Here is a 26,484-nt window from a genome sequence, read left to right as displayed (position 1 = left end):
TCCGCACACCCCGCACTCCAGCTCGGCCGCCCAGTGGCCCTCGTCGTCCCGCCGGAAGCCGGTGACGCGCCGCGGGACGCCGGGGCCGAAGCGCGGGTCCCGCTTCACGCCCGGCGCGAGAGGTGGACCGAGAGCGCGGTGTAGAGCGCGGGGTACACCAGCGACAGCCACACCAGCCACCCCGGCGGGCTCGGGTAGCTCGTGAGCATCCAGATCGTCATCCCCAGCCACACCGCGGCGCCCAGCAGCAGCGGCATCTTGAACGGGCGCGGCGCCAGGTTGGGGTAGATGAAGCGCACCGGGAGCACCGTGAGCAGCGCAAGCGCCAGCAGGAGCACGGCATTGATCCACGGGCCGCCGAAATGGTGCGCGATGCCGGCGTAGAACGCCACCACGTTCCAGTACGACGGGAAACCCAGGAAGAAGCCGGCGTTCTCGTCCTTGGCGCCCGTGTTGGCAAAGCCGAAGAGCGAGGCCATCAGCGCCGGCACGATCCACAGGAGGCGCGGCTCCGGCACCCATCCCATCCGCCACACCAGGAGGAGCGGGAGGAAGGTGAAGGTGAGGTAGTCGACGATGTCGTCGATGGTGCGCCCGTCGATGGCCGGAGCCCAGCGCTTGACCTGCCATGCGCGCGCGAGCGGCCCGTCGGTGGCGTCCACCAGCACGGCGGCGACGTTCAGGAGGAAGAAGCGCACCGGCGACGGATTCTCGCCGCACAGCTCGATGGCCGCGGCGAAGCCGAACGCGACCCCCGACGCCGTGTAGGCGTGGACGGCGTAGCCGCGCGCCCGCTGCCCGAAGTTGGGTGCGCTCACTCGCGTCGCGGGCGGTCGTCGCCCGTGCGCGCGGCCTCCGCCTCCAGCTCCACCTTGTCCTCCGCCTCCTCCAGGTCCCCCTCGCCGACCGGGGTGGGGGGCTGCTCGCGCGAGGCATCCGGCTCGTAGCTCAGCTCCACCAGCATGGGAAAGTGGTCGGAGCCGATGTGGGGAAGCCGCTGCAGCTCGCAGAGGCGGAAGTGGTTTGAGTGGAAGACGTGGTCCAGCGGGTAGCGGAAGATCGGGTTGTTGGCGTTGAAGCTGTTGAAGAAGCCGCGCCCCACCCGCGGGTCCAGCAGCCCGCTCAGCCGCAGAAAGAGCTCGCTCACCGGCGACCAGGCGACGTCGTTCAGGTCGCCCGCCACCACGGTCGGCACGTCGCCGGCGGCGCGGATGGCGCGGCCCATCAGCACCAGCTCCGCGTCGCGCGGGGTGGAGTCCTGGTCGCGCAGCGGCTCGGGCGGGCGCGGATGGAGGCCATGAAGCGTCACGCAGTCGCCGCTCGGCAGCTCCAGCACCGCGTGCACCGAGGGGATGTCGTCCTGCACCATGTACTCGATCTTCGCGTCCACCAGCGGGAGGCGCGAGAAGAGCATCATCCCGTAGTAGTTCTCCTGCGGCTGGTGGACGACGTGCGGATACTCCTCCACCAGCGGCTGCAGCGCACGCGCCCACCGCTCGTTCGTCTCCACCGCGAGCACCACGTCCGGGTCCGCCTCGCGGATGACGTCGAGGAGCCGCTCGTGCTCCTCGTTCTCCATCAGCACGTTGGCGATGAGGAGCCGGATGGTGGAGCCCCCCTCGGCGCGCCGCTGGCGGGGCCCGAGCGCGCTCCGCTCCACCTGCACGCGGTGCAGCGGCGTGTACGGAAAGATTTCGCGGAGCTGCACCGCGACCGCCGCGCCCACCGCCCCCAGGAACGCCTTCTCCAGGGGGCGCCCCCGGTAGAAGTAGAGCGCGTACCCGCCCCCGGAAACCGCGGCGATGGTTGCGATCTGCACGCGTGGAAAGTCCCACAGCCGCACGAACCAGTGCGGGCTGCGGCTGAAGCTGAGCAGCGTGCCGACCGTGGTGAGCGATCCCAGTCCTACCGCGGTCCACCGGAGCACCCCTGGCAGCATTTCTGGCTCGATGTTCGTGTGTGGAGGAGCGGCTCGCGGGCGCCGGGTGCGGCCCCAACGGTGGGATAAAGCAACACACGGGCCGGAAGATCGAGCCCGTGTGTTCAGGAGCGCTTGCCGGGCGGCGCGTCAGGGGGGCGGCTGCGGGTCGCGGGCGGTGTCCGTCTTCACCAGCCGGCCGATCTCGATGTGCGAAGTGGAGAGGTCGCCCGCGATGTCGGCCATCCGCTCCGTCATCTCGATCACGGTCCGCACGCCGTCGCCCCACACCTGGCTCACGTAGCAGTCGCCGGCCTTGAACATGATGCGCTGCGCCTCCTCCATCGCCTGCAGCGCTTCCCACACGAGATCGCGGGCGTGCTCCAGGTGGTCCACCGAGGTGCGTTCCCGATCGGGCATGTGTTGGGCTCGCGTGGGTGAAGGCGTTGTTACTCGGGCGCCTGTACGACGTCCGCGAACTCGGGGTGGCGCGCGGCGTACTCGCGCGCAAAGGAGCAATACGGCACCACCTTGTGCCCCTTCTCGCGCGCCTGCTCCAGCGCCGCGCGCACCAGGCTCCCGCCGATCCCCTGCCCCTCCAACGCCGGCGGCACGCCGGTGTGCAGGAGGAAGAGCTTCCCCTCGCGCCGTTCGTAGGTGAGCACCGCGACCCCTTGCGGCGTCTCTGCCTCGAACTGCCCCTCGGCCTCGTTGTCCACGACCGCTGATTGTGTCATGCTCCTCCTTGGTGTGGCGAGTGAACTCGCTGCAACAACAGCACAAAGTCCGCCTGCGCGGACTCGGCGTTCAGATTCGCCCCGGCCGCGGGAGCCCGCGCCGCATCGTAGGGGCGTGATTCATCACGCCCACCCTGGCCCTTCCTCGACCTGCGCAGTGCACGACCAACTCGTAGGGGCTGACCTGCGTGTCCGCCCACCCTCCTCCCCGCCCCGACCGACGCATCCCGCACCGATCCTCGTAGGGGCCGCCCCACGTGGCTGCCCGTGCCCGCACCCGCGCCGGAACCCGCGGCCACATTGGTGACAACCTCACTCGCCGAACACACGCGCGCAACGCCGCACCCGAACCACCCCGCCCTAATGCACTCACGCACTCTTCCGCCTCCGCCACTCCCCGCACAGATCCCGCGCGGCCTCCTCCCAGCCGGGAAACCGGAACTCGAATCCCGCCTCCAGCAGCCGCCCCGGAACCACACGCCGGCTCTTGAGGATCAGCTCCGTCTCGGTGCGCAGGAAGACGGCGCCGATCTCCAGCATCCATCGCGTCGCGGGGAGGCCGACACGCGTGCCCCACGCCTCGCGCAGCACGCGCATGAAGTCGTCGTTGGGGAGCGGAGTGGGAGCGGCCAGGTTCACCGCCCCGGAGAAGTCGTCGCGGTCGATCAGCCAGCGGACGGCCCGCGTGAAGTCCTCGTGGTGGATCCACGACACGTACTGCCGCCCATCCCCCGAGCGCCCGCCCAGCCCGCGCCGCACCAGCCCCAGGAGGACGTCGAAGACGCCGCCCGCGTCGGGGCTCATCACCATCGCCGAGCGGAGCGCGACCTTGCGGGTGTGCGGCACGGGCGCCTCGTCGAACGCGCGCTCCCACGCCCGCGCCACCTCGATGCTGAAGCGCCACGTATCCGGCGCCCCCGGCTCGTCGCCGCCGACGATGCCGGTGGCCTCGTCGTTGGGCGCGTCGAAGCGGTGGGCGTAGATGGTGGCCGTGCTCGATTGAAGCCACACGCGCGGCGGCTGCGCGCAGCCGGCGATGGCCTCGCCCAGCACGCGCGTCGAGTCCACGCGCGACTCGAGGATCTCGCGGCGGTTGGCGGCGTTGTAGCGGCAGTTGACGTTGCGGCCCGCGAGGTTGATCACCACGTCCGCGCCCTCCAGCTCCGCCGCCCACGGACCGATCGTCTTCGCGTCCCACGTCACGGAGCGCCAGGGCCCCGCGCTCGCGGATCGCCCCAGCACCACCACCTCGTGCCCGTCGCCCCCGAAGTCGCGCGCGAGCAGCGTTCCCACCTGTCCCGACCCACCGGGGAGGACGATCTTCACTTCGCCTTTGATGCACCTGGTCGCGTGACGCACACCCGCCACGAGTATAGCGGGCGAGCCGAACACGCGGCCAGCCCGGAAGGCACATCGGACATCGGGAAAGCTGCTCTACCTCGTCTGCCGCTCACGTTCCCCACCTGCGCCTGCGAGATCACGCGCATGGTTCGGCCACCACCCGGATCTTCCGCGCCGCGCCGTAGAAAAGCCGCGCCCCCTCCTCCGCCGCCACGCCTAACGCGCGCGCCGGGCCGAAGAAGCCGCGCAGCGCATCCGCATCGCAGCACTCGAGATGGCCGGGGAGGACGCGCGGATCGTAGAAGCGGAAGCGCATGGACTCGCCATCCGGTGACCGCACCACGAGCAGCTCGCGGAGATGGCGGGCCAGCGCCACCAGACCGCAATCCGCCACCACGAACACGCCCCACGCATCCGCCGCCCGCGTCTCCGCGATCCACTCCAGCAGCTCCGCGTCCGTCTCGAACAGGTACGGCGCGATCGCCCACAGCGCCGCGTCCTCCGTACCCGCGAACAGCGAAACCGCGCGCGCTCCCCGCTCCCACGCCATCGGCGGCACGTCCGCGCGGTCGCACGCGTCAATGATGGCGTACAGCTCCCCCGCCTCCGCGTACCGCCGGAGCTGCGCGGCCTCGACCACGGCCTGCGTCATCGCGCAGGCGCGGCCTGAGGTGGCCATGCGGGCGGCGGTCCGAGGGGCGCCGGGCCGGGGATGTGAGCGGTCTCGCGCCTCAAGTCGATTCTTGCCGGCACCGGAGAGTTGCTCACCTCCTGTCCGATGGGTGAAGCCGTGAGGCGAGTCGCGTATGCCCGTGCGCCGGCGCCGCCTCCGTTGTACCTGGCCCATGCCTGGCGCGCCCATTCACGCCACGTCATACCGGCGGTGTACTCCCCACGCAGGTTGCTGGTCAGGAAGAGGTTCAACCCGTTCCGTACGTTCTCGCGCCAATCCCACGCCACCTCGCGGACAATCTGCCGGTTCGGGAGCCTGGTGTACTGCGAAACGCCGACTCCGAAGTCGAACGTGGCGAGTGGAAAGTTCGGTGGGTCATCGGGCCAGTCGAAGCGCACTCCCCTGTAGCTCGTCCCCGTCTGCGCGCGTGCTTTGAACTGGGTGTAGTCGGATTCGTGGGCGAATACGGCCCGCACCATCGTCAGTACGTTCTCATTGCGGCCGGCGAGAACACGCACCAGGTGATCGACTACTTCCCTCTGCTGGGGATTGGACCCGCCGATCCGCAGGTGGACGTAGTCCAGCAGCCACGCAGTGGAACCTGGGGGACGCGCCGCCACGGTGAGCAGCGCGTGGCCGCCCATGAGGTTCGCGGGACTGTTGTAATCGTAGCGCACCGCTGGATCGGGAGTGCCGGCGAACAGGGTGAAGTCCGCCGCGGTGCTCCGCCCCTGCCATTCGAGCTGATGGATCTCCGAGCGGCCCGAGTAGCGCGAGTTCCCGGTGTTGATGTGGCGCGACAGGACGTGGCGGCACTGCAGGCGCCAGTGGATCGGCGTCTGCCGGGGAGAGAAACCGCGAAGCGTGCAGCGAACTGCGATCGGCGGCATGGCCGGGGTGCCCGTGATCGCCAGCACGTTTCGGTTGAACTCGGGAGCGCGCGGAACTCCGCCGGCTCGGTAGCCGGGTGGATCCTCGCGATCGAGATTCGCGATCTGGAGCGCCGGTCCCGCTGTCTGCAAGGTGTTGCCGCCGCTCCGCGCAACGGGATTCGCGCCCGGAGCCGCGAGCACCGTCCGCCGCCGCGGTGGCTGAAGGCCCGTGTCGGAGTCGGGGAAGTTGTTGTCCAGAATGCGCGGGTCGGTCGCGGCGGGCGCGCTCTCGGCTATGGCGGGCACGGATGGTCGAGGTGAGAGGTCGGCGTAAGTATCAGTAGCCAAGAGCCCGCAACCGCTCGCGAACCGCCGCTGCCGTGCGCAGGCCGTGCACCTTCCCAGAGACGGATTCCAGGTGCACGAACCGCGTCCCATTCCAATCAAAAACGGCGACGTTGTTCTCCACGTTCCAGTCGCGATTCCCACGATCATCGGCTGGGCCCCGGCCTTCGGCGCGGATGATCAGCACGAGCTCGCGCACGGCGTCCCGGTCCGCGTTGGCGCGGAGTGCCGCCCGCACCTCGTAGGCGGGCGCGGCGACTTCCCACAACGAGACTTCGTCGAGCGGAAGCACGTGGCGGCGGTAATGACCCGGACAGCCGGCAGCGGGCGTCAGCACCCACCCGTGCAGCAGCCCAGACGACCGGGTGCCGAACAGTGCAAGGATGTCGCGGGGCGTGAATCCGAAATCACCCTCCAGCGCGCGGTGCGACAACTCCGTTCCGGCTGGCCGCACCCGCATCAGGAACGCCGTCGCGCTCTCTCCGGCACGCCGGCGCACGGCCGCGGTATCGCCGCACGAGCTCGTCCGAGCGTTGGTTTGCGCCACACCACGGGCGGACTGGTTCGCGGCTGCTGAATGCGCGGCAACCGGCGCGGACGCCGCAGCGAGTCCCAGCGCGCTCCACGTCAGCGCTTTCCTGATCTTCTTAAACTTGAGAGGGCGCATGTCAGCTTCGTAGAGAATCGGTGCGCGCGGACGAGCGCGACGATGGCCGCGCACACCGGCCAGATGGAGATACCCCGGATCACGGAGGTGGGCACGTCAGCTTCCGTGGCGGGCGCGGAGGGCGTCGGCGGTGGAGGCGTCGAGGCGGCCCGTCTCCTCGAGGCCGGCGGCGGCCTGGAAGAGGCGGAGCGCTTCCTCGGTCTGCGGGCCGGGGACGCCGTCCACCTCGCAGGCGGCGAAGCCGAGGTTGCGGAGGCGGCCCTGCGCGCCGCTGATCTCTTCGGCGGGGTCGAGGTGGCCGAACGCGAGATCGAAGCGCTCCTCGGCTTCGGCGACGGGCTGGCCCGTGTGGGCGGGGAGCACCAGCTCGCCTCGCCGCGCATCGCAGGGGATGCGCGCCTCCAGCCAACCTTCGCCGTCCGTGCTGCCGGAGTGCCAGAAGCCGTCCACGCAGAGCTGGTATGGCTGCGCGGTGCGCGGTGCGTCGCCATCGCGCAGGAGGCGGAGGCGGAAGACGGTGGTGCGGCCCTTGACCGTGTAGCGGTTGCGGGTCTGCACGGCGCAGGGGCGCGGGGCGGGCTCCGGCTCGGGGACGAAGAGAATGTCTCCCGGCTGGAGCACGGCGGGGTCGGGGCGGCGCGCGCGCAGCTCCGCGTTCTCCGGGTGCTCCCAGAGGGCGGCCCACGCGGTGCCGCGCTGTGTGGCGATGCTGAGCGCGCATTCGCCCTGGGCGAGGGTGTGGAGGGGCATCGGGGGATTGTGCGGTGGCGGGGAAGTACTTTCCCCCTGGTGGGGAAATCGGAGTGGCGTTACAATGAAAGAAGGCTTCTTCGGTGCGTCAAGTCCCGCGTCCATCCACCTCCACCCCGCCTGCCGATGCTCCCCGCTGCCCGAGTCGGCGACATGCACGCCTGCCCGATGTGCGACGGCCCCAAGCCGCACGTGGGCGGACCCATACTCCCCGCAGGCGTGCCCACGGTATTTCTGGCCGGCATGCCCGCGGCGGTCGTGGGGACGACGTGCACCTGCGCGGGGCCGCCGGACACCATCGTGCGCGGCTCGGCGACGGTGTTCATCGGCGGGAAGCCGGCGGCGCGGATGGGGGACACGACGATGCACGGGGGCGTCATCACGGCGGGCGCCCCAACGGTGCTGATCGGCGATTCGGGCGGCGGCGGGGCAGGCACTCCGCAGGCCGCCGCCATGAGCGCCGCGCGCCAGTCCGCCGTTCCCTTTATCTCCACCAGCACCGCGGCATCGGACGCGGCGACGGTGTGGACCGAGATCGAGCTGGTGGACGACGACAGGCTGCCGGTGCCCGGCGAGGCGTTCGTGGTCACCACGCCGGACGGGCGCAGCATCGAAGGCGCGCTGGACGCCAACGGCTACGCCCGCCTGGATGGACTTGAACCGGGAAGGTACCGCGTCGACTTTCCGCGGCTGGATGGCCGCTCGTGGACCGCTGGAGGGTGAGCAGTCTTGACCGGCAATCTCTGACGGGCCTCGCCTAGCGCGGTCCCGCGAGGAGCGTGTCCTGGATGGCCGGGAGCACGCGAAAGGTTGTCAGCGTGAGGTCGAAAAAGGGCGCGCCGTCCTGCGTGAGGCGCATGGTGCGCGGCCAGCGCACGCCAGCGTCCTCGATCTCGCCAGCGAGCCACGCCTCCTGCACCACGGGATTGCCCGTGGTGGCGTCGTGGATGCGCGCGCGGATGCGTGAGAGCCGCCCGGTAACGTCCACGTACAGCTCCACGTCCGGCCGCCCCGGGTTTCGCGCGAGGATGCCGCGGTGCCCCGTGGAATCCGGCGGCAGGGCGGTGAGCGTCACGCCCGGCGCACGCAGCGGCACCAGGCGCATCACGGAGTAGAAGTAGAACTCCTCTTTCTCGCTGGCCATCATCAGCGGCGGCATCGGGGCGAAGCCGTTCGCGCCCACGAGCCATCCGCGCGGCGACGCGAGCACGATGTGGCGCATCGTCGACGGCCCGCGCTCCACCGCGTAAGTGGACACGACCGCCGTGTCGGGCGGCTGGATGGCCCAGCGGCCGCGGATGGGAACGGTGCGTCCTCCAGCGTGCACCGTCGCGTCCGCGTCCCAGGTGAGGCCGCGCGCCCGCTCCAGCGCCTCCGCACCCCCCGCCTGCTCGATGGCCCGCGCCAGGATCCGCGCCGGCTCGTCCTCGGTGCGCGCGCCGGGCGCCGCGGATGCGCAGCCGGCGAGCAGGAGGAGGAAAAGGATCGGGATGCGCATCGCTGGTCGTGGCGAAAGGGGAGGATAGCGCAGAGTCAGGATTTGGAGCCGCACTCGGGGCAGAACTTGGCGGAGGCGGGGATCTCCGCTTCGCACGAGCCGCAGTTGCGCTTGAGGGCGACGGGGGTGCCGCACTCGGGGCAGAACTTCGCGCGGCCCACCGGCGCACTGCACTCGGGGCAGCTCACGACGCGCTGCTGCAGGTCCTCTTCGCTGACGGTGGCGCGCTCGTACGCGGCCTCGCGGGCGCGCTCGATCTTGGCCTCGCGCTGGATGACGGCGAGCTCCGCGTCCAGGCGCGGGACGCAGGTGGTGCAGGTGCCCTCGTCCGGGTTCCAGCAGTTGTCGCAGAAGTGGTTGGCGCACCGGGGGCAGCGGCGGAAGTGCGTCCGCGCCTCCTCCACGGCGGTGCGGAACGCTTCGTCGCGTGCCTTCTGCCATCCCGCGCTGCGCACGTGGCTGAGCGCGTTGCGCGCCGAGCCAAAGATCCCGCCGAAGACGCTCTCCGCCACTCCGAGCACGCTGTCGGCCGTGCCGGTGGCGTAGCGGTCGAAGGGGGAGCGCCAGGCGTCGTGGCACCCTTCGCAGTAGAACTCGAACTGGAACCCGGTGTCCGTCGAGAGATCCTGGTGATTGTCGGAGAACTGGATCTCGCTCATGGCTTTCCCTCGTTTTTCGGCGGGGTGGGATGCGGCGGGGCGGTGCAGACGGGGAGTATAGGCGTGCACGATCAGGGGCAGCAAGCATGTTTTTCGGGTACCTCGATGCTATCCGGGCTCTTCGGCGAGCGCGCGAAGCTTCAGCATCGTGGCCCAGTTGCGCGCCGTCCCCCGGTCGCCGAGCAGGCGGTTGAGGGCGTCGGGGAGGCGGCTTTCCAGGACGCCGTCCCTGCACCACGCGTACGCCACGCGCCGGCCGAGGGCGAGCGAGTCCGTGCCCCAGTCCTCCTTCGCCAGCGGCTCGAGCAGGGCACGATCCGCGGGGTCGCGCAGCACGGTGACGAGGAACCGCGAAGGATTGTCCACCTCGCCGAACGGATTCCCGTCGACCGCCTCCGCCACCTCCGCCGCGGTGAGCACGGTGACGCGCGAGGAGATGCCCGTCTTCGCGACGATCGCCTCCTCGATGCGCGCCGCGGCGTCCTCCGGCTCAGTATCCGTGGCCGTGTAGACGACGTTGCCGCTGTTGAGGAGCGTCTTCACGTCCCCAAAGCCGAGCTCCGCGACCAGCGCGCGCAGATCCGCCATCGCGATGCGCTTCGCCTTCCCAACGTTGATGCCGCGCAGCAGCGCGACCTGCTTTCCAGTCATGATGCCGGGTCGGCGACTCAGTGCGTGAACAGCACGACGAAAACCGCCGCCGCGACTACCAGGAACGCGAGTACGAAGGAGACTGTGCCGAGCGCGAGCTGGACGGGGACACCGACCGGGCGCGGCCGGCGGAGGGTGGACGCGATCACCCACGCGCTGATCGCCATCGGCACGGCCACGACCGCGGTGTGGAGGACCATCGTCACGGCGTCGAGGTGCGCGAAGTGCGCGCCGTGGATCACCAGGGGGAACAGGCTCGTGGCCACGACGGCCACGATCCAGGCGGCCCAGAGCCCCCGGAGGCCGAAACGGCGCCCCGCCACCACCGTCAGCAAGACGTAAACGACGAGCAAGACGAGAGATAGAGCGACAAACGACCAATCCACGTCGACGGATGCGATGCTGAAGTGCATGGGCGAGGCTCCCCGGGATTCAACGGTCGATGCGGCGGGCGACGCATATTGCTCCGCGCCGCGAGAGGTTGTCAACGGAATCGCGCGGGAGAGGTGATGCGGAGCCCCGCACGGCCCGCCGCTTGCGAAGGCCGCGCGCCCTACGCAGGGCACCCATGGGACTGGAGGGAACGATGAAGATGCGGCTGAGAGCGGTGGGCGATCAGGTGATCGTCATCACGGGGGCGGACAGCGGGATCGGGCTGGCGACGGCGCGCGAGGCGGCGCGGCGCGGGGCGCGGGTGGTGATCAGCTCGCGCAACGCGGAGGCGCTCGCCCAGATTGCGGACGAGCTGCGCGCGTTGGGCACGGAAGCCGAGTGGCTGGCCGGCGACGTGGGCGACGAGCGGGCGATGCGCGAACTGGCGCGCGTGGCGGTGCACGCCTTCGGGCGCATCGACACGTGGGTCAACAACGCCGGCATCGGGATGTATGGCGAGCTGGAGCGGACGCCGCTGGGCGATGCGCGGCGCCTCTTTGAGACCAACTACTGGGGGATGGTGCACGGCGCCCTCGCCGCCCTGCCGCACCTTAGGCAGAACGGCGGCGCGCTGATCAACGTGGGGAGCGTGGAGAGCGGCGTCCCCATTCCGATGCACGGGCACTACGCGGCCAGCAAGCACGCGGTAAAGGGCTTCACCGATGCGCTGCGCATGGAGCTGGAGCACGACGGCGCGCCGGTGGCGGTGACGCTCATCCGCCCCGCCTCCATCGACACGCCCTTTACCGAGCACGCGCACAACCACATGGAGGGCGCCGATCCCGAGATTCCGCCCCCCGTCTACGCGCCCGACGTGGTGGCGGACGCCATCCTGCACTGTGCCGAGCACCCGCGCCGCGAGCTGATCGTGGGCGGTTCGGGGAAGCAGATGTCGATGATGTGGCGCTGGGCCCCGCGCCTCTTCGGCAGCTACGCGGAGAACGTGGTGTGGGACCAGGAGCGCGCCCCCCGCGGCACCAAGCGCCGCAACGACGCGCTCTACGCGCCGACGACGGCCGGCAGCGAGCGCGGCGACTACCCGGGGCACGTGATGGAGTCCAGCGCGTACACCAGCGCCGCCGAGAACCCGCTCCGCTCCGCCCTGCTCCTGGGCGTCCTGGGCGTAGGGACGGTGTGGGCGGTGCGCTCCGGGCTCTTTGGGCGGGTGTACGGCGGGGCGCGCGAGCGCATCACCGGCGGCGGCGACACGATGTCGCGCGCCAACCGCGAGATGCGGCACGTGCTGGAGCACCTGGAGATGCTGGGCGGCGAGCCCGTCGAACAGCTCACCCCCGAGGAGGCGCGGCGCCAGCCCACCCCCGCCGAGGCGGTGATGGCGCTGCTGCGCAAGCACGGCAAGAGCGCCGAGCCGGAGGAGGTGGGGAGCGTGGTGGAGCGCACCATCCCCGGCCCCGGCGGGCCGCTGCCGGTGCGCATCTACGCGCCGCGCGGGGCGGGGCCCTTCCCCGTCATCGTGTACACGCACGGCGGCGGGTGGGTGATCGCCACCAACGACACCTACGACTCGTCCGCGCGCGCGCTTTGCAACGCGGTGGGCGCGGTGGTGATGTCGGTGGAGTACCGCAAGGCGCCGGAACACCGCTTTCCGGCCGCGCACGAGGACGCCTACGCGGCCTACGTGTGGGCGCTCTCCAACGCCGCGGAGATCAACGGCGACCCGTACCGCATCGCGCTGGCGGGGGAGAGCGCGGGGGGCAACCTGGCGATCTCCACGGCAGTGATCGCGCGCGACCGGGGGGTGCGGCTGCCTGCGCACATCCTGGCGGTGTACCCCATCGCCGACGGCAACACGGACTCCGAGTCGTACGAGGAGAACGCGGACGCCAAGCCGCTGAACCGGCCGATGATGCAGTGGTTCCTGCACCACTACCTGCGCGGCGCGCCAGACACGGGGCACCCGCTGATCTCGCTGATCCACGCGGACCTGCACGGCCTGCCGCCGGTCACCCTCATCGCGGCGGAGATCGACCCGCTCCGCTCGGACAGCGACCAGCTGTACGACCGGCTGCGCGACTCGGGCGTGCCGGTGAAGTACCACCTCTACAAAGGCGTCACCCACGAGTTCTTTGGGATGGGCGCCGTGGTGGGCGAGGCGCGCAAGGCGGTGAACAAGGCCGCCGCCGCCCTCAGCTCCGCCCTGGAGCGGCCGACGGCGTAACGCTCCTTCGAGGGATGTGGAGCGGGCCGGCGGCAGCTGCCGCCGGCCCGCTTCGTCATCGTCCCACCGCGCGGATCAGTTCGTCCTTGGTCATCTTGCTGCGCCCCTCGATCTTTCTTTCCTTTGCCATGTTGTAGAGCTCGTCGCGCGTGTGCTCCTCCAGCGGGCGGTTGGGGTTCCCCGTGCCCTGCGTGCGCTTGTTGGGGGTGCGCCCTTCCTGGCGGCGCTTCTTGTTGACCGTGCGCCCGGCGATCTCCTGCGCCTCGTCCTCCGGCACGCCGCGCGCTTCGGCGCTCTCCTTGACGTGCTCGTACATCCGCTCGTCCTTGCGATTCCATCCGCGGGGCATCGCCGCCTCCTCTCCCGGGTTCGCGTTCCGTCGCCGCGCCGTGGGGTGCCACCTCCGTGCCATGTGGTGTATCACCCTACGGAAGTGCAGCGGATGCCGCCTTTCGAACCGGAGCGCGGCGGGCGATCATTGTTCGTGATTCAACGTACGCAGTAACTCGTGGCTGGAGGATGAGATGAGCGGACCGGAGCGCCGCTGGGCCAACCCGGAGGAGCTGAGCCTGAAGCGTGCGGGACGGCTGTACGGGCGCGGATTGACGCTGCGCTGCCCGCACTGCGGCAAGGCGCGGCTGCTGAATACGTGGTTCAAGCTGAAGCACAAGTGCCCGGAGTGCGGGCTGCGTTCGGACCGGGGGGAGGAGGACTTCTTCCTGGGCGGGATCATGTTCAACTACGTCTTTTGCGGGCTCGTCTTCCTGGCCGTGGTGGTGCTGCTCGTCGTCGTCACCTGGCCGGACGTGCCGTGGGACCTGCTGCAGTGGGGCGGGATCGCGTTCATCGCCGTCCTTCCGTTCCTCTTCTATCCCTTTTCGCTCACCACCTGGCTCGCGTCGGACATCCTGATCAAGCCGGTGACGGACGAGGAGATGGAGTGGCACCGCGCCAGCCGCGAGGGCGAGTTCCGCAAGCAGCGCGACCGCTGAAAACCCTCACACAGAGAGCACGGAGGGAACTTCAAGACGCAGAGAAACACCTTATGTTGTTCTTTCCGTGCCCTCTGTGTCTCTGTGTGAGGCTGTTGTTGCCGCGCGCACCACCGGCGCCACGCGCGTGCCGAACAGCTCGATGGAGCGCATGACCTGGCGGTGCGGCATGGTGCCGACGCTGAACTGCACCATGAAACGGTCGTGCCGAAAGATCTCGTGCTGAAAGAGGATCTTCTCCGCCACCTCCTCCGGGCTCCCCACGAAGTTGGCGCCTCGCAACGTGCGCGACGCGTCGAACGCCGCGCGCGTGAGCGGAGGCCAGCCGCGCTCGCGGCCGATGCGGTTCATCGTCACCGCCGTGGGGCCGAACGCCTCGTCCGCCGCCTGCCGTGAGCCGTCCGCGATGTAGCCGTGCGAGTTGATGCTGACGGGGAGCTTCGCGGGATCGTGCCCGGCGCGGCGGGCGGTCTCGCGGTACAGCTCCACGAACGGCGCGAACCGCTCCGGCTGCCCGCCGATGATGGCGAGCGCCATCGGCAGTCCCAGCGTGGCGGCGCGCGCCACCGACTGCGGCGTGCCGCCCACCGCCACCCACACCGGCAGCGGGTCCTGGATGGGGCGCGGATACACGCCCTGCCCCGTGAGCGGCGCCCGGTGCCGGCCCGACCACGTCACGCGCTCCCCCTCGCGCAGCTTCAGCAGCAGTCCCAGCTTCTCGGCGAAGAGCTCGTCGTAGTCGCCCAGGTCGTAGCCGAAGAGCGGAAACGACTCGATGAACGACCCGCGCCCCGCCATGATCTCCGCCCGCCCGCCGGAGAGCAGGTCGAGCGTGGCGAAGTCCTGGAAGACGCGAACCGGATCATCCGAGCTGAGCACGGTGACGGCGCTGGTCAGGCGGATGCGCTTCGTCCTCATCGCCGCGGCGGCGAGGACGACGGCGGGGGACGAGGCGACGTAGTCCGGGCGGTGGTGCTCGCCCACGCCGAAGACGTCCAGCCCCACCTGGTCCGCCAGATCGATCTCCTCCATCAGGTCGCGCAGCCGCTCGGCGGCGCTGACCGTCTCCCCCGTCGCCGCGTCCGGCGTGGCTTCCGCAAAGGTGTAGATGCCCAGCTCCACGGCGCCTCCTCAGGCGGGGAGCGCGGCCGATTCGGCCAGCAGCTCGTAGGAGCGCAGCCGCGCCGCGTGGTCGTGGATGGTGGCGGTCACCATCACCTCGTCCGCGCCCACCTCAGCGGCGACGCGGGCGATCTCGCGGTGGACCGTTTCGGGACTGCCGACGATCACCAGCCTGCGGTAGCTGTCCGCGATGGCGCGCTCGCGGGGTGTGTACTCGTACGCGAGCGCTTCGTCCGGCGTCGGGATCGGCGCGAACTCGCCGCGCGTGATGCGCACCCACACCAGGTCCATCGACGCGGAAAGGTACGCCGCCTCCTCGTCCGTCTCCGCGCAGATCACCGCGGCGCCCAGGATGACGTGCGGCTCGTGGAACTGCGCGGAGGGGTGGAAGCTGGCGCGGTAGGCCTCGATGGCGGGCGCGGGCGGGGTGGGGCTGAAGTGGCGCGCGAAGCTGTACCCCGTCCCCAGCTCCCCCGCCAGCCGCGCGCTCGCCCCGCTGGAGCCCAGCAGCCACACCGGCGGCAGCGACACGCCGGAGGGGATCACGCGCACCCCGCGGAACGGGTGGTCCTCCGGCAGGTCGCCGCGCGACAGCCCCATCATCTCGGCAAGGTGGTCGCGGAACTTGGCGGGGTCGAAGGGGCGCAGCGCGCTCGACGTCAGCGGGTCCGTCCCCGGCGCGCGGCCGATCCCCAGGTCGATACGCCCGGGGTGCAGCGCCTCCAGCGTGTGGAACGCCTCGGCGGCCTTGAGCGGAACGTGGTTCTGGAGCATGATGCCCCCCGACCCCACCCTGATCCGCTCCGTGGCCGAGGCTACGTGCCCGATCAGGATCTCGGGCGCGGAGCTGGCGATGCTGGGCATCCCGTGGTGCTCGGCGAACCAGTAGCGCGTGTATCCCAGCCGCTCGGCCAGCCGCGCCAGCTCCACCGAGTTGCGCAGCGCCTGGCTCGCCGTCGCCCCCGCCCCGATCGGCACCAGGTCCAGCACCGAAAGCGGGATCTCCTGCGTCTTCCTCATATCAGTCATCCATCCGTGGTTTGCGTCCATCCGAACGGCAGGTTCAGCGTGAAGACAGCGGTGCTCCGGCAAGAAAAGGCCCCTCCGCCGGCCAGGGCGGAGGGGCCTTTCACTGCGGCGGGCGTGCCGGCTAGCGGAACGAGCGCGCCCGGCTGAAGATCGGCGCGGCGGCCGGCGGGAAGCGGCCGCGGTTGGGATCGAGCTGGAACGCCGAGACGATGGGCGCGTCGAAGCTCCCGGTGCGGACCTCGATCGAGCCGTCCGTGGCATCCACGCCTTCCACGATGATCGAAAAGGTGCCACGCGCCCGGTTGTTCGCGATCTCGGTCACCTGCACGTTGCCCACGTAGCCGGTGTACAGCCCCGTGTTCCCCTCGTTCGGGTCGCTGCTGACGCCGGTCAGGAACTCGCCGCGGATCAGGCAGGAGCTCTCCGGCGTCGCGGCAGTGCAGGTGGTGGAGCTCACCGAGGGCGGCGCGTAAAGGACGAACAGGTTGCTGCGGCCGCTCGCCAGCTTGTCCGACGCGAGGACGACGAGCTCGCCACGCACGACGAACGCCGCGCTGTAGTCGAGCAGTTCGTTGGCGTCGGGGTCGAACGAGCCGGTGGCGACGAACTCACCGATCTCGGCGCCGGTGTAGGTAAAGGAGAGCGCACCGCTCGGGTTCTCGCCCGAGCCGGTGGAGTCCGTGCAGGCGGCCAGCGCCAGCGCGAGCGCCGCGGTGCCGAGCAAGCGCTTCAGGGTCGGGGTGCTCATTCTGCTTTTCGCATCGGAGGTGGCGGGCCTGCGCGGCGGTGCGGCAGCGGGCTCGTGCGGCGGTCTGACCGAAGTCTGGCCAATTTCTATATAACGCACCAGTGCCCGTACCTCTGACGGCGGCCCTCGCGCGGGGGCGTCGTGATCGTGGTCAGGGCGCGCGGAGCTGCGTGGCAACGACGCGGGCGGCCGCCCAGAGCGCGCCGAGCTCCTCGTCGCTGCAGCTTTCCCACCCCGAGGGCGGCGGGGCCAGGCGGCGCTTGGCTCCCTTGTACTCGAAGGCCAGCCACCCGCCCTCCAACCCCTGCGCCAGCACCGGCGTCTGCGAGGCGATGCTGCGCCGGTCCGCCTTGCGCCGGTCGGGGCCGTCGTACGCCACCACGTCCTGCCCGCGCCTCTCGCGGAGGCGGGCGAAGCCGGAGCGGCCGAGGGTGGGGATCACCTGCCACACCCGCCACAGCTCGCCGTCGGGTGCGATGAACTCTCGCAGCGCCATGCTCTTTCTCTTCCGCGGGACCGCCGGTGTGCGTGCCGATTTAGTGCCTCCGCCTAACCTACGCACTCCCGCGCCGCGCGCAACGCTGATGCGCTGGGCGCCGGGGGCACGGCCGGGCGCACCTCCCAGGTCACGCCGGGGGGGCGATCAGGGGGCAACGCCGCGCACCGGCGCGCGGCGAATCCCCCGGCTGGAACCACGGGAAGGCGGCTGAAGCCGGCTCGAGAAACGCGGCACTGGACCCGGAGTCCGCGGAGGCGGACTTTGTGCTGTAGTTGCCGCGAGTTCACTCGCCACCTCACCCCCTACCGCGGCAGCGCGCTCCCCAGCGCCTCGGCCATCTTGCCGAGCTCAAGCGCGTACTCGGCCCACCACTGGCCCGCGCGCGGACCGCCGTTGCACACGCCGTCGGATTGGCCGGGCGTCTTGACCCAGAGGAAGGCGTCCACCAGCGGGTGCCCCGTCTGGGCGGTGGGGGCGGTGCCGAGCGCCTGGTTTCGCGCGTTGCACCAGACCCGCTCCACCGCGGCGCCGCGCCCGTTGCGGCTGGTGTCGATCACGAAGTGCTTGCCCCCCACCATCGCGCTCAGCCGCTCGCCGTACGCGATGTTGACGCGCGTGGCGTGGAAGTTGGACACGTTCAGCGCGAATCCGTCCGCCATCTCGATTCCGGCCTTGCGCAGCCGGTTCGCCATCTCGCCGGGCTGCTGCCAGTTGGCGTTGCCGGCGTCGATGTACACGGATGCTCCCGCCGCCTTGAGCGCCTGCACCGCTTCGCGCATCAGCACGTAGCGCTCGTCCTGCATGCGGAAGGGGAGGCAGTCGATGGCGGCCAGGCCGTCCGGCTCCAGGATGACGATGGCCGGGCGGCGCCGGATGGCCGCGGCGAGGTCGCGCGACCACCTGCGGTACGAGTCGCCGCTGCGCGAGCCGCCGGCGGAGTAGAGGCCGCAGTCGCGGTGCGGAATGTTGTAGGCCACGAACACCGGCAGCGCCCCCGCCGCCGTGATCCGCGACATCAGCGCATCCGTCTCGCGGCGCACGTCGCGCATCCAGTCGCCCAGCCAGATCGCCTGCGGCTGGTCGCCGATGCGGCGCATGAGGGCCGCGTCCGCCGGGCGCGAGCGGGACCACTGCTGCGCCTGCACGCGCGCCGGCGAGTACGGATCCACGTACAGCCGCCGCCCGCGAAAGGGGTTGCTGGACTGCCCGTCCACGGACGGGCCGGGGACGAGAAGGAGGAGCGTGGCCAGGGCGAGCGCGTGCAGCCGCGGCCTCCGGAAACGCGGAGGCCGCGATCCACGCGGGGGTGATCGCCGGGGCATGGCTCGCGGATGCCGTGCGGTTCACCCGCTCAGAGCCGGAGCGCTTCTTCGGGCTGGGAGAAGTCGGAGGCGCGCCGGTGCGGGAGCGTCGTGGAGGGGAGGGAGCCGTTCGCCTCGCCCATCTTGCGCATCATGTACGTCTGGCGGGCGAGGAGGATGCGCGCGGCCCGGATGTCGTAGTGCGTCTTGATCGCCAGGTTGGCCAGATCGCCCGCGCCCCACAGCAGCCCCGCGAACACGATCAGCCGGATGGTGTCGCCCACCAGCAGCCCGATTCCCGCGCCGCCCGGGGGACGGTTGAGCCACCATGCGGCGAACTGCCCCAGCGCCAGAACCAGGATCACCACGGACGAGATCCGGAAAAGGATGCCGACCAGGTGAAGTCCTTTCTGGGGCTCCAGGTCCTCCTCGCGAACCTCGACGCCGGAGAGCAGCGGGCGCCGTCCAGGCCTGCGCCCCGTTTCGTTCGACTCGCCCTCGATGACGGGAGATCTGTTCATTTCGACTCCAGCGAAGCGGTTGATTTCACCCCCGGTTGCACGTCCAAAAGGCACTTCTTTGCACTTCCTGTGCTACGCTCCTGTTACCGGTCCCCCGGCACGGCGGGGAGGTAGGCTTCGGCAGTGCGCTGCCGGAGGAGCTCCTCCAGGAAGCCGACCTGCTGCTGGAGCCGCTCCACGTCCATCTGCAGGCGGTCGACGGTCGCCTCCAGCCGGTCCACGTGTGCGCGGGTGGCGGGCTCCGGCGGCGGAAGGAGACCCGCCTTCGCCACCATGCGCCCCACCCCCGGCAGCCCCGCGACCGCGGCGATGGCGGGGTGCATCGGCTTGGGCTCCAGCGTCCCCTCCATCATCCGCGGCTGCCCCGGCACCAGGCCGGCGATGGAGCCGGCGAAGCGGAAGGCGTCCTCCTTGGTGATGCGGATGCGGTACCGCCCCTGCGGCGTGTCGAGGGCGATCTGGTAGGCGCGCAGGCGGCTCCCCTGCTGCACGCGTGTGATCTGGCCGGCGGCGAACTCCACCTGCTTGCGGGCGAACCGCTCCTGCTTCAGGCAGATGAGGCGCTGGGTCGTGGCGACGAAGAGCCACGCGCCCGCCGGCCCGATGCGGGGCCGGCGCACCCCCAGGAGCTTGCCGCGCACGACACCCAGGATGCGCTCGTCGGCGTGCAGGACGTGTGGAAGCGCGCGGAACTCGCGGTGCTCCCACCAGCGGTCACCCTCGCCGATGGCCCGGAGCTGTGCGTCGATGGCGCTGCGGTCAACGGGCATGCCTCACCGTGTTCGCGAAAGGTTGTGCGGAAACGGGTGCGGCGGGATGCCGGCCCGGACCCAGCAATGTAGCGGAGCGCCCGGATGCCTCCAAGCAGTACGCGCGTGCGCTGGCCCGCCCCGCCGGCGCAAGGTGCGTTCAACCTCCGCGCACGCCCCTTGCTAAACGGCTGGGCCCAACCCTGCAAAGGAGACGAGGAATGACGAGAAGGCTCATGAGATCGTGGACGCTGGGCGGCGCGGCCGCGTTCGCCCTGGCGGCGTGCGGCGGCGGCGACGCCGAGAACAATGGCGCGGCACCCGCCGGGGGCGCCGCACCCGCCGCGCAGCCCGCCCCGCCGCCGCAGCCCCCGCAGGAGGTGCGGCTGGAGGTGGACGTGGCGGCCAGGCAGGTGCGCATGTTCCGCCGCGACCAGCTCGAGAAGAGCTACGGCATCGCCGTGGGCACGGCGGAGTGGCCCACGCAGAACGGCAACTGGAACGTGACGCAGGTGGTGTGGAACCCCGGCTGGACGCCGCCGCCCGACGAGGAGTGGACCAAGGACGAGAAGCCCAAGGACCCGGGCGATCCAGACAACCCGCTGGGCACCGTGCAGATCGTCTACGATCCGCCGCGCACCATCCACGGCACCAACCAGCCGGAGTCCATCGGCAAGGCGGCAAGCCACGGCTCCATCCGCATGCGCAACGAGGAGGCGGAAGAGCTGGCGCAGCTGCTGATGGTGGCGGGCGGCGCGCCCAAGGACGCCGCGTGGATCCAGCAGGCGCGCACCAACCGCACGGTGCGGCAGGAGGTGCAGCTCCCCAACCCGATCCCCATCAGCGTCATCAACGGCGCCGACAACGCCGACGCCATCGAGGGCGACCGCCCCAAGGGCACGGAAAGCGGCGCCGCCCCGAAGTCGTCGGGCGGCACGGCCACCGGCGCCGCCCCCAGGTCTTCCGGCGACACGGCGCGCTCGCGCGGCACGTCGCGCACGGACACCGCCCGCTCCTCGCGGACGACTCGCTCGGACACGGCGCGCTCGGGCCGCCGCTCTCGCGACACCGCGGGCTCGGCGTCCAAGGACACTACCCCGCGGTAAAGCTCGCGCACGTCCGAAAAAAGAGGGCCCTGCACCGGCATCTGGTGTAGGGCCCTCGTTTGTCGGAAGCCGGCTTGCACCGAAGCGGGAGCGACGTTCGCAACAAAGCGTGACACGTACGTTCGGGTCAGCCTGGAGGACGAACCTGAATCATCTCCCCTGGTGAGACCCGAGCCACGGCCTCCTGCAGAATTTCCGTTAGCGGGTGCAAATCCTCCAGTCTAGTCCCGCCGGCGTTTAGGACGATGACCCCGAAGCTTCTTCCAGACAGGCGTTGCTGGTGCTCCATCTTCCGATCGGCCGCCACGAACCCCTCGACTCCCGCTCCTTCACCGTTGCAGGCCGCTTGCATGCCCCCGCGGTGGGCGCCAGCTTGGGTGCTTCAACCATCGCAATCCCCCCACCGGAGCGTCCGGGATGGAATCCTACCGGCTGGAGCGGCGCATCCGCTGGCTGCTGGTGCTGTTCATCGTGGGGCTGGTGGTGAGCGGGGTCACGGCCTTTCCCATCGAGACGGAGCTGCGCTGGCTGACGCGCGTCCTCGGCGCCGACGCGGCGGACGGGGGCGTGCTGCGCTGGCTCGTCACCGTGCGCGACGGGGTGATCGCCACCAATCGCGCGTACCCGTTCCTGGCGTACGGCACCGACTGGCTGGCCTTCGCGCACCTGGTGATCGCGGCGCTCTTCATCGGCCCGCTGCGCGATCCCGTGCGCAACGTCTGGGTTGTGGAGTGGGGGATGATCGCGTGCGTGGCCATCATCCCGCTCGCGCTGATCGCGGGGCCGATCCGCGGCATCCCGTTCTACTGGCGGCTGATCGACGCATCGTTCGGCGTGATCGGCATCATCCCGCTCTGGCTCTGCCTGCGCGACATACGCAGGCTGGAGGCGCAGGCATCCGGGAACAGCCTCACATAGAGAACACGCAGAGAAAAGTAAGGCGCAGAGAATAACCTTTTGCTTTTCTCTCAGTGGCTCTCTGTGTCTCTGTGTGAGGCCAGCCGTTCCTATCGCCCGGAGTGCACCAGACGGAAGCGGGTGCCCTCGATGGCGGCGATGGCGACGGGCTTCCCCACCGGATCGCCGTTCTCGTCAAAGGCAACGGGGCCCGTGACGCCCACGAACGGCTCGCTCCCGCCGGGGCGGCCCACACCCTCCAGGTAGTCGCGGATCTCCGCTCGGGAGCGCGCGCCCGACTTGAGCGCGCGGGCCAGCAGGTACACGGCGTCGTAGCTCGTGGCGGCGCTCGACTCCGGCTCGCGGTTGTAGCGGCGGCGGAAAGTTGCGGCGAAGGTGCGCGCCCGGTCGCTGGCCTCGGGGTGGTACAGCATCCCGAACATGGTGCCGTCGTAGTTCCCCTCCATCGAGGTGAGCGACTCCAGCCCGTCGCCGCCCAGCACCCGCGCGCCCAGCCCCACTTCACGCATCTGGCGGATCATGGTGGCCGCGCCCACCTCCAGCCCCGCAACCAGCAGAACCTCCGCCTGGCGCTCCTTGAAGCGGAGCAGGTAGGGGCGGAAGTCCTTCATCTCTTCCAGGTACGGATCGGTCCCCACGAGCACGGCGTCGGTCTGCGCGAGCGCCTTGCGAAAGATGGCGGCGAGGCTGTTTCCGTACTCGTCGTTGGCGTACAGGATGCCCACGCGCCGCCCGAACCGGCGCGCCTCGCGGGCGATGGCCGCCGCGTTGGCGCTGTCGTTGGAGGCGATGCGAAAGATCCAGGGCCCGGCTTCGGCGATCTCCGTGCTGGTGGCGCTGGTGCCCACGGCGGGAAGCTCGCCGTCGTGGTACACCTTGGATGCCGCCATCATGGGATCGGAGTTGGCGTGCCCCACCACCGCCACGACCGACGGGTCTTCCACGAAGCGGCTCGCCACCTGGATGGCCGCCGCACCCTCGCCGCCGTCGTCCCGCGCGTGGATGGCGATGGTGACGCCGTCGAGCTCGCCGGCCGCGTTGAGCTCCTCGGCGGCCAGCTCGGCGCCCAGCTTGGAGTTCTCACCGTACGACCGGGTGAGCGGCGCGGCGAGGCCAAAGGCGACGGTGCCGCCGCGGTTCGGGGCCAGGTCGCACGCGCTGACGGCCGCGGCCAGGAGAAGCGGAAGGGCGAGACGTGGGGAATGTACGGGCACGGGGACCGGAGAAGGGGGGCGTGGCGGATTTGCGGATGCGGTCCATTGTAGCGGCGACGCGCGGGAGCAGCAAAATCTTTATACGTCATTCCCCGCCCCGGCTCCTGTTCCGCCCGCGTAAGTGCTGCTGCGGCAAGGCCGGTACGCGGTTTGCCTCCCTGCCGCGTCCCTGTTTCACAACACCCGATGGAGGGAAGGATGAGGAAACCGATTTCGCCGCGCGCCCACGGGGTGCTGGACTACGCCACTTCCGCCACCACCGCCGCCGCCGCGGAGATGCTGGACTTTCCGCCGCCGGCGCGCGCCGCCGCACGCGCTCTGGCCGGGGGCTACGCCGGCCTCTCGGCGGTCACCGACTACCCGCTCTCGGCGCGCCGCGTGGTCCCGTTCAAGGTCCATGGTGCCACCGAGGCGGCGCTGGGGCTGGCGCTTCCGTTCGTGCCGTGGCTGCTGGGCTTCGCGGACCACAAGCCCGCGCGCAACTTCTTCCTGGGGCTGACGGCGGTGACGTTCGTCGTGGCCGCGCTGACGGACTGGGACAAGCAGGATTCGCCGCCGGAGGCGCGGTAGGGCGGAGGGAAGTGCCTTGGTGCGTGAGTGCGTGAGTGCGCTTCGGGTTGGGGCGCACTCACGCGCTTGTGTGGGGGTCCGGCGGTTGAAACCGCTGCAACAACTGCGGGAAGCCTGCCTTCGCGGGCTCCGCGGAGGGGATGGGTGCGGAGGGCGGCCGTGGGACCCGCCACGCCGGGGGATGAAATGAATCCCCCGGCTGGAACGACGGGAAGGCGGCTGAAGCCGGCTCGAGAAACGCGGCATTGGACCCGGTGTCCGCTGAGGCGGACCCTGCGTGGTTCCAGCGGAGAATTCATTCGCACGGGGGACGGAACGGCGGGGCGTTGTGGCACAGTGGCTGGCGAAGTAGCCGCGAGCCCCACACCCGCGAGAGGCGCTCGCGGGTGAGGCAGGTTGTTTAGCGGCAGGCCTTTACGGATCGGCCCGCTTCATACTAATTTGTATGTCCCACCGTGCCCGAGCCGGGCGAACCGGCTCCACCTACCGTGCCTGAAGCCCACCATCATGCGCAAGCTATTGCTCCTCCCCGTCTTCGCCGCGCTGGCGGCGGGGTGCGGTTCGGACTCGACGGAACCATCCGTCGCCACCACGATCACCGTAGCGCCCGCGGCCTCGCTGGACGCGATCGGCGCCACGCAGATCGTGCGCGCGGGCGTCAGCGACCAGAAGGGGAAGGTGATGCGGGAAGCGGTCGTCACCTGGGAGTCCAACTCACCGTCCGTAACCGTGACGGGGCTGGGCGGCGACAGCGCCTCGGTGAGAGCCATGGCGAACGGGACGGCGTCGATAACCGCCCGCGCCGGCTCGGCCGTGGGGTCGGTGGAAGTGCGGGTGGCGCAGGTCCCCGTCCGGGCTGAGTCCGTGGGGGGCAACGGGCAGGCGGGCGCGGTGGGGGTGCTGCTGGGCAGCGCGCTCCAGGTGCGAGTGGTGGACCGGCTCGGAGTAGGGGTCGCGGGGGTGCCGGTCACCTTTACGGTGCAGACGGGCGGCGGCACGCTCGCCTCGGCCACTTCGGTGACCAACGCGGAGGGCATCGCCACCAACAGCTGGACGCTGGGGCCCGCGGCCGGGACGCATACCCTGTCCGTGACCTTCCCCGGCACCACGCTCGCGCCGGTGACGTTCACCGCGCAGGCAGTCGGGCGGGTGCCCGGCGTGCTGGGCGTGCTGGCCGGCGGGCACCAGGCGGCGCTGATGGGGACCGCCCTCCCCGTCGCTCCGGCGGTGGTGGCGCGCGACGAGGTCGGCAACCCGCTCGCGGGCATCACCGTCAACTTCGTCGTCACCTCCGGCGGCGGCCGGATCAGCAACAGCTCGGCCGTCACCAACACGAACGGCGTGGCCTCCGCCGGCACCTGGACGCTGGGGTCCACCGCCGACGGCAACACGCTGACGGCCACCGCGCCTGGCCTCACGGGCCCGCCCGTGGTGCTGCGCGGAACGGGGTGCTTCGGCGGGCCCGGGGCGGGGTACGAGATCACGCTCTGCATCACCACGTCGATGACGCCGTCGCAGCGGGCCGCCTTCGTCAACTCGGCGGCGCGCTGGGCCACCCTGGTGCGCCTGGACATCGCGGATCTCAGCACCTCGATTTCGGAGGACGCCTGCGGCGCGGGAACGCCGAGCATGAGCGGCGACTTCGACGACCTCGTCATCTTCGCGGCGGTATCCGAGATCGACGGGCCGGGCGCCGTGCTGGGGCAGGCAGGGCCCTGCTTCACCCGTACCACTGGCGGGCTTCCGCTGGTCGGGACGATGGCGTTCGACGCGGCGGACCTCGCATCGCTGGAGAGCAGCAACCAGCTCGGAAACGTGATCCTCCATGAGATGGGGCACGTGCTGGGGATCGGCACGATCTGGACCTTGAAGGCGCTCCTGCAGAACCGCAGCAGCGCCACGAGCACGCTGGACACCTACTACAGCGGCGCGAACGGCATCGTGGGCTTCGACGCCATCGGCGGCAACACCTACACCGGCGGGGCAAAGGTGCCGGTGGAGAACACGGGCGGGCCGGGCACCATCAACGGCCACTGGCGCGAATCGGTGCTGCGCAACGAGCTGATGACGGGCTACCTCAACGCGGGCCCCAACCCGCTGAGCGTGTTGACGGTGCGCTCCCTGGCGGACCTGGGATACTCCGTCGACCCGTCGCGTGCCGATCCGTTCTTCCTGACGCTGACGGTACGCGCGCCCGGAGGAACCGAGAACACGCTGACGCTGCACAACGACCTGTACACCGGCCCGCGCTACACCGTGGACGGCGGCGGCCGCGTCGCGAGGGTGCCCCGCTGAGGGCGGGCATGGCGCGCTCCCCCGGGCTCGTCCTGGGGGCGGCGCTCGCGCTGGCGGGGTGGACGTCGTGCGCGCCGCGCGTCCCCGCGCCGGCCCCGTGCGCGCCCGTGCAGGGGGAGCTCGCCGCCGGCTCCCGCGCGGACGTGCTGGCCGGTGAGTTCCACCTCGCGCTGACCGCCACCAGCGGCCCGCGTTCAGGAAGCTCCGCCTCGGGGACGCTGCGGCTGCGCCCCTTCGGCAACCGTCCGCCCCCGATCGCCCCGGCGGAGCGGGTGCGGTACCCGCTCTACGGCACCACCGACCTGGCGCCGGCGTCCGTGGGCGCCGTCGCGCCGGGCGACGTTGGGCGCGACGATCCCGCGGGGCCGGGGGTGCTGGCGATGGAGTGGGAGCGCGCGGGTGCGCAGGCCATCACCCTGCGCCTGGGCGCCGACGCGAACCGTGCGGGTCCGCTCCGATTCGACGGGGCGAGCTTTGCGTTCTTTGTCACCTCCATCACTCCGGACCGCTTCGCCGGGCGGTGGGAGAGCGGCGGAGAGCAGCGCGCGGGCGGTTATTTCTGCGCGGACCGCGTGACCGGGGGCTGAAGCCCCCGGCTGGAACCACGGGAGACCGCTGAAGCGGTCTCGAGCACCGCAGGATCGGCCCGACCGCCGCCCCCGCCGCCCGAACGAATCTCGCCCCCGAGTCCGCGCAGG

The 26,484-nt window shown here is 70.8% G+C and carries 30 protein-coding genes; 8 read left to right on the top strand and 22 right to left on the bottom strand.

All coding sequences use genetic code 11. The features are described from left to right. Positions 1 to 104 precede the first annotated feature (104 nt). From VF584_14460 to VF584_14420, 9 genes are all read right to left on the bottom strand, one after another. Positions 105 to 818, bottom strand: a complete 714-nt coding sequence (locus tag VF584_14460) for a hypothetical protein (GenBank protein HEX8211374.1) — start codon at positions 816 to 818, stop codon at positions 105 to 107. Then, positions 815 to 1,939, bottom strand: coding sequence for an endonuclease/exonuclease/phosphatase family protein (locus tag VF584_14455; protein ID HEX8211373.1), 1,125 nt, complete (start codon positions 1,937 to 1,939; stop codon positions 815 to 817). The genes VF584_14460 and VF584_14455 overlap by 4 nt, the downstream gene beginning before the upstream one ends. A gap of 129 nt (positions 1,940 to 2,068) precedes the next feature. Next, on the bottom strand, positions 2,069 to 2,338 hold the full coding sequence (locus VF584_14450; GenBank protein ID HEX8211372.1) for a hypothetical protein: 270 nt from the start codon (positions 2,336 to 2,338) through the stop codon (positions 2,069 to 2,071). Positions 2,339 to 2,367: 29 nt separating this feature from the next. Then, positions 2,368 to 2,655 (bottom strand): GNAT family N-acetyltransferase, encoded by a 288-nt coding sequence (locus tag VF584_14445; protein HEX8211371.1) that lies wholly within the window; start codon positions 2,653 to 2,655, stop codon positions 2,368 to 2,370. Positions 2,656 to 3,024: 369 nt separating this feature from the next. Next, complete coding sequence (locus tag VF584_14440; protein HEX8211370.1) at positions 3,025 to 3,981, bottom strand: TIGR01777 family oxidoreductase; 957 nt, start codon at positions 3,979 to 3,981, stop codon at positions 3,025 to 3,027. Between the two features lie 151 nt (positions 3,982 to 4,132). Further along, entirely contained in the window at positions 4,133 to 4,675 is a 543-nt protein-coding gene (locus tag VF584_14435) for a DUF4123 domain-containing protein (protein HEX8211369.1), read from the bottom strand. Continuing rightward, on the bottom strand, positions 4,645 to 5,847 hold the full coding sequence (locus VF584_14430) for a hypothetical protein (GenBank protein ID HEX8211368.1): 1,203 nt from the start codon (positions 5,845 to 5,847) through the stop codon (positions 4,645 to 4,647). The genes VF584_14435 and VF584_14430 overlap by 31 nt, the downstream gene beginning before the upstream one ends. Before the next feature lie 31 nt (positions 5,848 to 5,878). Next, positions 5,879 to 6,553, bottom strand: a complete 675-nt coding sequence (locus VF584_14425) for a hypothetical protein (protein HEX8211367.1) — start codon at positions 6,551 to 6,553, stop codon at positions 5,879 to 5,881. A 96-nt stretch (positions 6,554 to 6,649) separates the two neighbouring features. After that, on the bottom strand, positions 6,650 to 7,303 hold the full coding sequence (locus VF584_14420; GenBank protein ID HEX8211366.1) for a peptidoglycan-binding domain-containing protein: 654 nt from the start codon (positions 7,301 to 7,303) through the stop codon (positions 6,650 to 6,652). Between the two features lie 126 nt (positions 7,304 to 7,429). On the opposite strand from VF584_14420, the gene VF584_14415 reads away from it, so the two are divergent. Next, the gene (locus VF584_14415) at positions 7,430 to 8,026 is read left to right on the top strand and encodes a PAAR domain-containing protein (GenBank protein HEX8211365.1); all 597 of its coding nucleotides are present in this window, start codon (positions 7,430 to 7,432) and stop codon (positions 8,024 to 8,026) included. Between the two features lie 34 nt (positions 8,027 to 8,060). On the opposite strand, the gene VF584_14410 is transcribed toward VF584_14415, so the two are convergent. The 4 genes from VF584_14410 to VF584_14395 all read right to left on the bottom strand — a co-directional run bounded on the left by VF584_14410 (position 8,061) and on the right by VF584_14395 (position 10,524). After that, positions 8,061 to 8,801, bottom strand: a complete 741-nt coding sequence (locus tag VF584_14410) for a hypothetical protein (protein HEX8211364.1) — start codon at positions 8,799 to 8,801, stop codon at positions 8,061 to 8,063. 35 nt (positions 8,802 to 8,836) lie between these two features. Further along, on the bottom strand, positions 8,837 to 9,460 hold the full coding sequence (locus tag VF584_14405; GenBank protein ID HEX8211363.1) for a zinc ribbon domain-containing protein: 624 nt from the start codon (positions 9,458 to 9,460) through the stop codon (positions 8,837 to 8,839). Positions 9,461 to 9,568: 108 nt separating this feature from the next. Next, on the bottom strand, positions 9,569 to 10,111 hold the full coding sequence (locus VF584_14400) for a DUF1697 domain-containing protein (GenBank protein HEX8211362.1): 543 nt from the start codon (positions 10,109 to 10,111) through the stop codon (positions 9,569 to 9,571). A 17-nt stretch (positions 10,112 to 10,128) separates the two neighbouring features. Beyond that, the gene (locus tag VF584_14395) at positions 10,129 to 10,524 is read right to left on the bottom strand and encodes a hypothetical protein (GenBank protein ID HEX8211361.1); all 396 of its coding nucleotides are present in this window, start codon (positions 10,522 to 10,524) and stop codon (positions 10,129 to 10,131) included. 173 nt (positions 10,525 to 10,697) lie between these two features. On the opposite strand from VF584_14395, the gene VF584_14390 reads away from it, so the two are divergent. After that, a complete protein-coding gene (locus VF584_14390) occupies positions 10,698 to 12,722 on the top strand; it encodes an SDR family oxidoreductase (protein HEX8211360.1) in 2,025 nt (674 codons plus the stop codon). A gap of 55 nt (positions 12,723 to 12,777) precedes the next feature. Here VF584_14390 and VF584_14385 read toward each other — a convergent pair whose 3' ends face one another. Further along, positions 12,778 to 13,071, bottom strand: coding sequence for a Rho termination factor N-terminal domain-containing protein (locus VF584_14385; GenBank protein ID HEX8211359.1), 294 nt, complete (start codon positions 13,069 to 13,071; stop codon positions 12,778 to 12,780). Between the two features lie 175 nt (positions 13,072 to 13,246). Between VF584_14385 and VF584_14380 the strand changes: the two genes are divergently transcribed. Then, entirely contained in the window at positions 13,247 to 13,714 is a 468-nt protein-coding gene (locus VF584_14380; protein HEX8211358.1) for a DUF983 domain-containing protein, read from the top strand. Between the two features lie 51 nt (positions 13,715 to 13,765). Here the strand turns inward: VF584_14380 and VF584_14375 are convergent, their stop codons facing one another. The 7 genes from VF584_14375 to VF584_14345 form a co-directional block, all read right to left on the bottom strand. Continuing rightward, positions 13,766 to 14,836, bottom strand: a complete 1,071-nt coding sequence (locus VF584_14375) for an LLM class flavin-dependent oxidoreductase (GenBank protein HEX8211357.1) — start codon at positions 14,834 to 14,836, stop codon at positions 13,766 to 13,768. A gap of 9 nt (positions 14,837 to 14,845) precedes the next feature. Next, positions 14,846 to 15,856 (bottom strand): LLM class flavin-dependent oxidoreductase, encoded by a 1,011-nt coding sequence (locus VF584_14370; GenBank protein HEX8211356.1) that lies wholly within the window; start codon positions 15,854 to 15,856, stop codon positions 14,846 to 14,848. Between the two features lie 130 nt (positions 15,857 to 15,986). Continuing rightward, positions 15,987 to 16,613 carry a hypothetical protein gene (locus tag VF584_14365; GenBank protein ID HEX8211355.1) on the bottom strand — a complete coding sequence of 209 codons (627 nt, stop codon included), beginning with the start codon at positions 16,611 to 16,613 and terminating at the stop codon, positions 15,987 to 15,989. Between the two features lie 151 nt (positions 16,614 to 16,764). After that, positions 16,765 to 17,109 (bottom strand): hypothetical protein, encoded by a 345-nt coding sequence (locus tag VF584_14360; GenBank protein HEX8211354.1) that lies wholly within the window; start codon positions 17,107 to 17,109, stop codon positions 16,765 to 16,767. A 305-nt stretch (positions 17,110 to 17,414) separates the two neighbouring features. Continuing rightward, entirely contained in the window at positions 17,415 to 18,434 is a 1,020-nt protein-coding gene (locus tag VF584_14355) for a glycoside hydrolase family 6 protein (GenBank protein ID HEX8211353.1), read from the bottom strand. 29 nt (positions 18,435 to 18,463) lie between these two features. Beyond that, positions 18,464 to 18,934: a hypothetical protein gene (locus VF584_14350; GenBank protein HEX8211352.1), complete on the bottom strand. Its 471-nt coding sequence runs from the start codon at positions 18,932 to 18,934 to the stop codon at positions 18,464 to 18,466. An 83-nt stretch (positions 18,935 to 19,017) separates the two neighbouring features. Then, a complete protein-coding gene (locus VF584_14345; protein HEX8211351.1) occupies positions 19,018 to 19,704 on the bottom strand; it encodes a PH domain-containing protein in 687 nt (228 codons plus the stop codon). 200 nt (positions 19,705 to 19,904) lie between these two features. Here VF584_14345 and VF584_14340 point away from each other — a divergent pair, with 200 nt between their 5' ends. Together VF584_14340 and VF584_14335 are read left to right on the top strand one after the other, a co-directional pair. Further along, positions 19,905 to 20,789 carry a L,D-transpeptidase gene (locus tag VF584_14340; GenBank protein HEX8211350.1) on the top strand — a complete coding sequence of 295 codons (885 nt, stop codon included), beginning with the start codon at positions 19,905 to 19,907 and terminating at the stop codon, positions 20,787 to 20,789. Positions 20,790 to 21,206: 417 nt separating this feature from the next. Further along, positions 21,207 to 21,707, top strand: coding sequence for a hypothetical protein (locus VF584_14335; GenBank protein HEX8211349.1), 501 nt, complete (start codon positions 21,207 to 21,209; stop codon positions 21,705 to 21,707). Between the two features lie 89 nt (positions 21,708 to 21,796). On the opposite strand, the gene VF584_14330 is transcribed toward VF584_14335, so the two are convergent. After that, entirely contained in the window at positions 21,797 to 22,921 is a 1,125-nt protein-coding gene (locus VF584_14330; protein ID HEX8211348.1) for an ABC transporter substrate-binding protein, read from the bottom strand. A 198-nt stretch (positions 22,922 to 23,119) separates the two neighbouring features. Between VF584_14330 and VF584_14325 the strand changes: the two genes are divergently transcribed. From VF584_14325 to VF584_14315, 3 genes are all read left to right on the top strand, one after another. Then, entirely contained in the window at positions 23,120 to 23,491 is a 372-nt protein-coding gene (locus VF584_14325) for a hypothetical protein (protein ID HEX8211347.1), read from the top strand. 507 nt (positions 23,492 to 23,998) lie between these two features. Then, positions 23,999 to 25,786, top strand: coding sequence for a leishmanolysin-related zinc metalloendopeptidase (locus tag VF584_14320; GenBank protein ID HEX8211346.1), 1,788 nt, complete (start codon positions 23,999 to 24,001; stop codon positions 25,784 to 25,786). 8 nt (positions 25,787 to 25,794) lie between these two features. Beyond that, a complete protein-coding gene (locus VF584_14315) occupies positions 25,795 to 26,373 on the top strand; it encodes a hypothetical protein (protein ID HEX8211345.1) in 579 nt (192 codons plus the stop codon). The last annotated feature ends 111 nt before the right edge of the window (positions 26,374 to 26,484 follow it).

Origin of the sequence: Longimicrobium sp. (assembly GCA_036389135.1) — a bacterium.
Classification (GTDB): domain Bacteria; phylum Gemmatimonadota; class Gemmatimonadetes; order Longimicrobiales; family Longimicrobiaceae; genus Longimicrobium.
This window is presented reverse-complemented; position numbering and strand designations above follow the sequence as displayed.

What these genes read in the sequence shown, in the direction of transcription:
- VF584_14385 (HEX8211359.1), bottom strand. Translation starts at nt 13,071, where the DNA reads ATGCCCCGCGGATGGAATCGCAAGGACGAGCGGATGTACGAGCACGTC.
- VF584_14445 (HEX8211371.1), bottom strand. Translation starts at nt 2,655, where the DNA reads ATGACACAATCAGCGGTCGTGGACAACGAGGCCGAGGGGCAGTTCGAG.
- VF584_14395 (HEX8211361.1), bottom strand. Translation starts at nt 10,524, where the DNA reads ATGCACTTCAGCATCGCATCCGTCGACGTGGATTGGTCGTTTGTCGCT.
- VF584_14390 (HEX8211360.1), top strand. Translation starts at nt 10,698, where the DNA reads ATGAAGATGCGGCTGAGAGCGGTGGGCGATCAGGTGATCGTCATCACG.
- VF584_14335 (HEX8211349.1), top strand. Translation starts at nt 21,207, where the DNA reads ATGGAATCCTACCGGCTGGAGCGGCGCATCCGCTGGCTGCTGGTGCTG.
- VF584_14360 (HEX8211354.1), bottom strand. Translation starts at nt 17,109, where the DNA reads ATGGCGCTGCGAGAGTTCATCGCACCCGACGGCGAGCTGTGGCGGGTG.
- VF584_14370 (HEX8211356.1), bottom strand. Translation starts at nt 15,856, where the DNA reads ATGAGGAAGACGCAGGAGATCCCGCTTTCGGTGCTGGACCTGGTGCCG.
- VF584_14365 (HEX8211355.1), bottom strand. Translation starts at nt 16,613, where the DNA reads ATGAGCACCCCGACCCTGAAGCGCTTGCTCGGCACCGCGGCGCTCGCG.
- VF584_14380 (HEX8211358.1), top strand. Translation starts at nt 13,247, where the DNA reads ATGAGCGGACCGGAGCGCCGCTGGGCCAACCCGGAGGAGCTGAGCCTG.
- VF584_14315 (HEX8211345.1), top strand. Translation starts at nt 25,795, where the DNA reads ATGGCGCGCTCCCCCGGGCTCGTCCTGGGGGCGGCGCTCGCGCTGGCG.
- VF584_14355 (HEX8211353.1), bottom strand. Translation starts at nt 18,434, where the DNA reads ATGCCCCGGCGATCACCCCCGCGTGGATCGCGGCCTCCGCGTTTCCGG.
- VF584_14410 (HEX8211364.1), bottom strand. Translation starts at nt 8,801, where the DNA reads ATGCGCATCCCGATCCTTTTCCTCCTCCTGCTCGCCGGCTGCGCATCC.
- VF584_14450 (HEX8211372.1), bottom strand. Translation starts at nt 2,338, where the DNA reads ATGCCCGATCGGGAACGCACCTCGGTGGACCACCTGGAGCACGCCCGC.
- VF584_14420 (HEX8211366.1), bottom strand. Translation starts at nt 7,303, where the DNA reads ATGCCCCTCCACACCCTCGCCCAGGGCGAATGCGCGCTCAGCATCGCC.
- VF584_14435 (HEX8211369.1), bottom strand. Translation starts at nt 4,675, where the DNA reads ATGGCCACCTCAGGCCGCGCCTGCGCGATGACGCAGGCCGTGGTCGAG.
- VF584_14405 (HEX8211363.1), bottom strand. Translation starts at nt 9,460, where the DNA reads ATGAGCGAGATCCAGTTCTCCGACAATCACCAGGATCTCTCGACGGAC.
- VF584_14320 (HEX8211346.1), top strand. Translation starts at nt 23,999, where the DNA reads ATGCGCAAGCTATTGCTCCTCCCCGTCTTCGCCGCGCTGGCGGCGGGG.
- VF584_14400 (HEX8211362.1), bottom strand. Translation starts at nt 10,111, where the DNA reads ATGACTGGAAAGCAGGTCGCGCTGCTGCGCGGCATCAACGTTGGGAAG.
- VF584_14425 (HEX8211367.1), bottom strand. Translation starts at nt 6,553, where the DNA reads ATGCGCCCTCTCAAGTTTAAGAAGATCAGGAAAGCGCTGACGTGGAGC.
- VF584_14415 (HEX8211365.1), top strand. Translation starts at nt 7,430, where the DNA reads ATGCTCCCCGCTGCCCGAGTCGGCGACATGCACGCCTGCCCGATGTGC.
- VF584_14345 (HEX8211351.1), bottom strand. Translation starts at nt 19,704, where the DNA reads ATGCCCGTTGACCGCAGCGCCATCGACGCACAGCTCCGGGCCATCGGC.
- VF584_14350 (HEX8211352.1), bottom strand. Translation starts at nt 18,934, where the DNA reads ATGAACAGATCTCCCGTCATCGAGGGCGAGTCGAACGAAACGGGGCGC.
- VF584_14325 (HEX8211347.1), top strand. Translation starts at nt 23,120, where the DNA reads ATGAGGAAACCGATTTCGCCGCGCGCCCACGGGGTGCTGGACTACGCC.
- VF584_14455 (HEX8211373.1), bottom strand. Translation starts at nt 1,939, where the DNA reads ATGCTGCCAGGGGTGCTCCGGTGGACCGCGGTAGGACTGGGATCGCTC.
- VF584_14340 (HEX8211350.1), top strand. Translation starts at nt 19,905, where the DNA reads ATGACGAGAAGGCTCATGAGATCGTGGACGCTGGGCGGCGCGGCCGCG.